Genomic DNA, 3816 nt, shown 5'->3' on the forward strand with positions numbered 1-3816 from the left:
CCAAAACCACCCGCGCAATCCGCGACCAACCCGAACGAGCACTCCCACTTCTGGGCATCACCAACAAGCCCGAACCTTAAGGAACTTGATCAAGCCCTGACACCTGGATGCCGCCCAGCACGACCTGGTGGCCTTCACCGCATTCCCCCGCGAGATCTGGCGGCAGATCTGGTCCAACAACCCCCAAGAACGACTCAACAAGGAAATCCGGCGCCGCACCGACGTGGTCGGCATCTTCCCGGACCGCACCGCCATGATCCGCCTCGTCGGCGCGGTCCTAGCCGAGCAGAACGACGAATGGACCGAGGCCCGCCGCTACATGGGCCGCGACCTGCTGGCCAAAGCCCGCCTCCACCCGATCGAGTCAGAAACCCACGACACCGCCCTGCCCACCACACTCACCGCCTAGCCTCAAAGAAGAGATCACCGAGTGGCCGTCGATACACCACTCCCACGGACGTGACCCACCCCTGGCCTTTCCATGCCCCGCTACACTCCAGCCGCCCAGCGAAATCCGCAGGTCAGACAGCGAAATCCTGCTGGAGTACTAGGCTAGGCGGAGGCTTCGGAGGTGCCGCCGTCGACTGGTTTCCTGTCTGGGGTTCAGGGCTCGGCCGTAGAGGGGTGAAAGGTTCGCCAGGCGCCTTCGGTCCCTGCCTGTCCTGTCCGGATGTTCAAGGCGACCGATACCACATCAGATGGCGCGTACACGGTGCGGCCGGTGGTGTCCGCGAGGCGCTGGGCCATCTGCCACTCCGGGGCGTAGTGAGCTCCGCCGGTTAGGCAGGACACCAGGACAATCGGCGCGTCGGCTGGCCGCTGCCGCAGACTGGGCCTCCGGTTGAGCATCGCCCCCAGCTGACCCGCGTCTATCCGCGTGAGCTGTTCCCGGTCGGGGTGTCGGGGCAGATTGACGGAGTTCTCGAAGCCGTGGGCGACCAGGAAGTACGGCCGTGCGTGCCCCGAGTCCACGGCCCAGGGCAGGGGCCGCTCCGTGCCTGAGCGTGGGTTGATGCGGCGATGCTCGTCCACGTCGGCTTGGCTGTAGGTGGTCAGTTCGCCCAGCCGTGTAAGACCCCGCTCCCGCATAGCCAGGTCGGGATTGGTAAGGAAGGCCCTCCCCAGTGCCCGGCCCTGACTGTCCGTAAGCGTCTGGCTGAAGAAGGATTCGTCCATCAGTAATTCGCCATTGAATGTCTTGACCATCCCCGCCTCCGGTCGAACCGTGGCCCGTTCGACCGGAGTATGCGCACCCAGGTCGCCAGGGCTGCTGAGAATCCACTGGCCGAGCGGGCGGGACTCGTCCGCCGGCACGACGGTGCCCATGACGGATCGTTTCGATTGGGGGTCGGTGATCAAACGCAGACTGCCGCTAAAACTCCATACCGGCCGGCCGGTCCGCGCGGCAACGAGCCGCGGAGTCTCCAAGCCACCACTGCCTCCGTGTTCGATAAGCAGCACGATCGGCACGCCGGAGGCCAAGCGCGCCACCTTCGGGTCGGCCGCGAGGAAGTCGGCCAGCTCGTGCGGCATCATCATGGTCTTGCCCGTGTCGGTGTGCACGTACAGGCTCCTGTAGGTGCGGGACGCTGCCAGGAAATACGGTGGGCTGGCCAGCGGATTGCTGGTCCACCACGGGGCAGGTACGTTGTCGCTGCGCGCTGTGACCAGGTCAACCCGGTCCGAGGTCGACACATAACCCTTGTGCAGCCGCGTGGCGCGAAAGTACCACGGGTCCAGGTCGCCGAGCGGAGCACTGTTCCTCGCCGCGACGGGGCGCACGTCGAGACCGGCGGCACGACCAGACGCCATGATCACTTCGCCGCGCGGCACCGGCACCGGACGCTCGAGAAACACGCCGCCCTGCCGTGGGGCCTGAAGGCGCTCGATCCGGGACGGCACCGGGCGGGTCGGGCCCTGGGCCGCCGACGAGGACAGAGCCGTGGCGCTCGCCCCGAAGCGGGCCAACCCGCCCCCATTCACATGACCGAGCAATGTCCCGGAGCTTGCGGCGTCATTGCCGGTGATGATCAGCGTGCTCTGGTCGTTGTCAGACCTGCTCGGTACAGGGCTAGGTCTGACGCCCAAGCTGCGATGGTGCCCGGAGAGCAGGCTGCTAACTGGACGCTCTGTGTCTGCGACCGTCTCCGGCTGTGACGTGTATGGTTCGCCGTTCCCGCCCGTGACGCCAGCAAGCAGCGGCAGTGTGCGGCTGCCTCTGATAGTAACGGCTGGCCGCCGGTTCGCGGCCGGCGCTGGCTCAGTTCCCGCCGATTCGCGCCAGGTGCCGGTGTGCGGAACAGCAGACGGCTCTGCAACGGGAAGTCGTCGCGTGACGTTCACGGACTCCGTCATCACGGGTTTGGTCGCACTCGTGGGACTCTGCGGCCCAACTCGTACGACGCCGATTCCCTGCTCCTGGACATCCGCAGGACCGACGGCCGGTGAGCGGTCCGACACTGTGCTGGCGCCAGCAAAGGTGCCGGTCTTGGTCGCCGTGCTCCAGAGGGCACTGACTGCCGCACCGGAGCTGACGACTTGCGCGCCGACTATCGCAGTGTCCGCGGACTCCGTCACCGGGCGCTCCGCGGCCGTGCTCAGGTCCTGCGGCCGCACTGCGTCACCAGCGGCCCCACCGCCACCACTCGTGGTCACTGCACGTGCGGAGTAACTGGCCGGTGTAACGGACGCGGTGGAAAGATCCGCCGCACCACTCCCAGCACTCACACGCAGGCTTTTGAACATGCCTGTATACGATGCCGAGTCCTGGTCTGCGCCCTCTCCGTGCGCAGATGTGCCGGTCGCGTTCGTGCTGACGGCACCCGCACCGTCACCGTGGCCCATCGTGGAGGCGCCAGCTCCCGGAATGCCCGCGCTGCCGGGCCGGCTGGCGGCAGGCTGCGCCGGGGCTTGCTGCTGGGAGCCATGGGTGTATGAGAACTCAGACCGCCGGTAATAACCGCTTTGGCCCGGGCTCCCCTGCTTGAGTTGGCCCGGATACTGCTGCTGGCGTGCCTGCACATCGCCCAGTCCGTCCCCGGCCACGGAGAGGGGGCTGGCCGCGTAGGGAGTGCCGGGTGTGTCCTCGAAACCCGCAAGCCCGGCAGCAGTTTCCTGGACTGGTCTGGCGTCGTGACCGGTCCCACCGGCAACACCTGCGTCAGGGGCCGGGGCCAGGGCGGCGAGCACGCGGTGACGGTCAGCCAGCGTGCCACCCGGGCCCAGCGTTTCAGTGCGCGCACCACCATGCCCCGCCAAAGCCCCACCCGGCCCCACACCACCCGCGGCGCTCGTGCCTCCGGCCTCCAGGTCACGGCCCGGGAAACCCAAAGTCGTGATGGCCGGGCCCACCTGCCCACCTCGGCCCACACCCGACGCGTCCCCGCCCGACGTACCGCCGTCGGTTCCATTTTGGCCGGTGCCATCGCGTGCCGTGTTGTTATAGCTAAGGAGTCCGCGAGCCATCTCGCGCGCGGCGCGATCCTCGATATCGTCACTGACGGCAGGTGCAGTAGCGCGGGGTGAATAGCTGCTGACGGTGTCGTACCTGGGACCGCCACCCGTCGTTCTCTGGGGCTGGTCCGCCGACCTGCTGCCGGGAGTCGTGGTAACGGTGACCGTGCCGGCTTCGCTGCGCGGTGCCTGTCCGGAACTGCCGGTGTCCGGGGAGCCGGAGGCTATCGGCGCGTTGCTGGCGTCGGGTTTGGGGACCTCGAAGTCGTCCAGGTTCGGTATGTCGATGTCGATGTCGGGAGTGGAAACCGTGGGGATGCCGGCACCGCGACGCCGGCCGCCCCCGCCGGCATCACTGACTCC

At 67.6% G+C, this 3816-nt stretch carries 1 protein-coding gene and 1 pseudogene; one reads left to right on the plus strand and one right to left on the minus strand.

All coding sequences use genetic code 11. The features are described 5' to 3' along the window. Positions 1 to 100 precede the first annotated feature (100 nt). Positions 101 to 409: pseudogene (locus tag PV350_RS45390) on the plus strand (transposase); the annotation flags it as partial. Positions 410 to 603: 194 nt separating this feature from the next. Here the strand turns inward: PV350_RS45390 and PV350_RS45395 are convergent. Further along, positions 604 to 2088 carry a DUF8616 domain-containing protein gene (locus PV350_RS45395; RefSeq protein ID WP_500339166.1) on the minus strand — a complete coding sequence of 495 codons (1485 nt, stop codon included), beginning with the start codon at positions 2086 to 2088 and terminating at the stop codon, positions 604 to 606. Between the last annotated feature and the right edge of the window lie 1728 nt (positions 2089 to 3816).

This window comes from Streptomyces sp. PA03-6a (genome assembly GCF_033792765.1).
GTDB lineage: Bacteria > Actinomycetota > Actinomycetes > Streptomycetales > Streptomycetaceae > Actinacidiphila.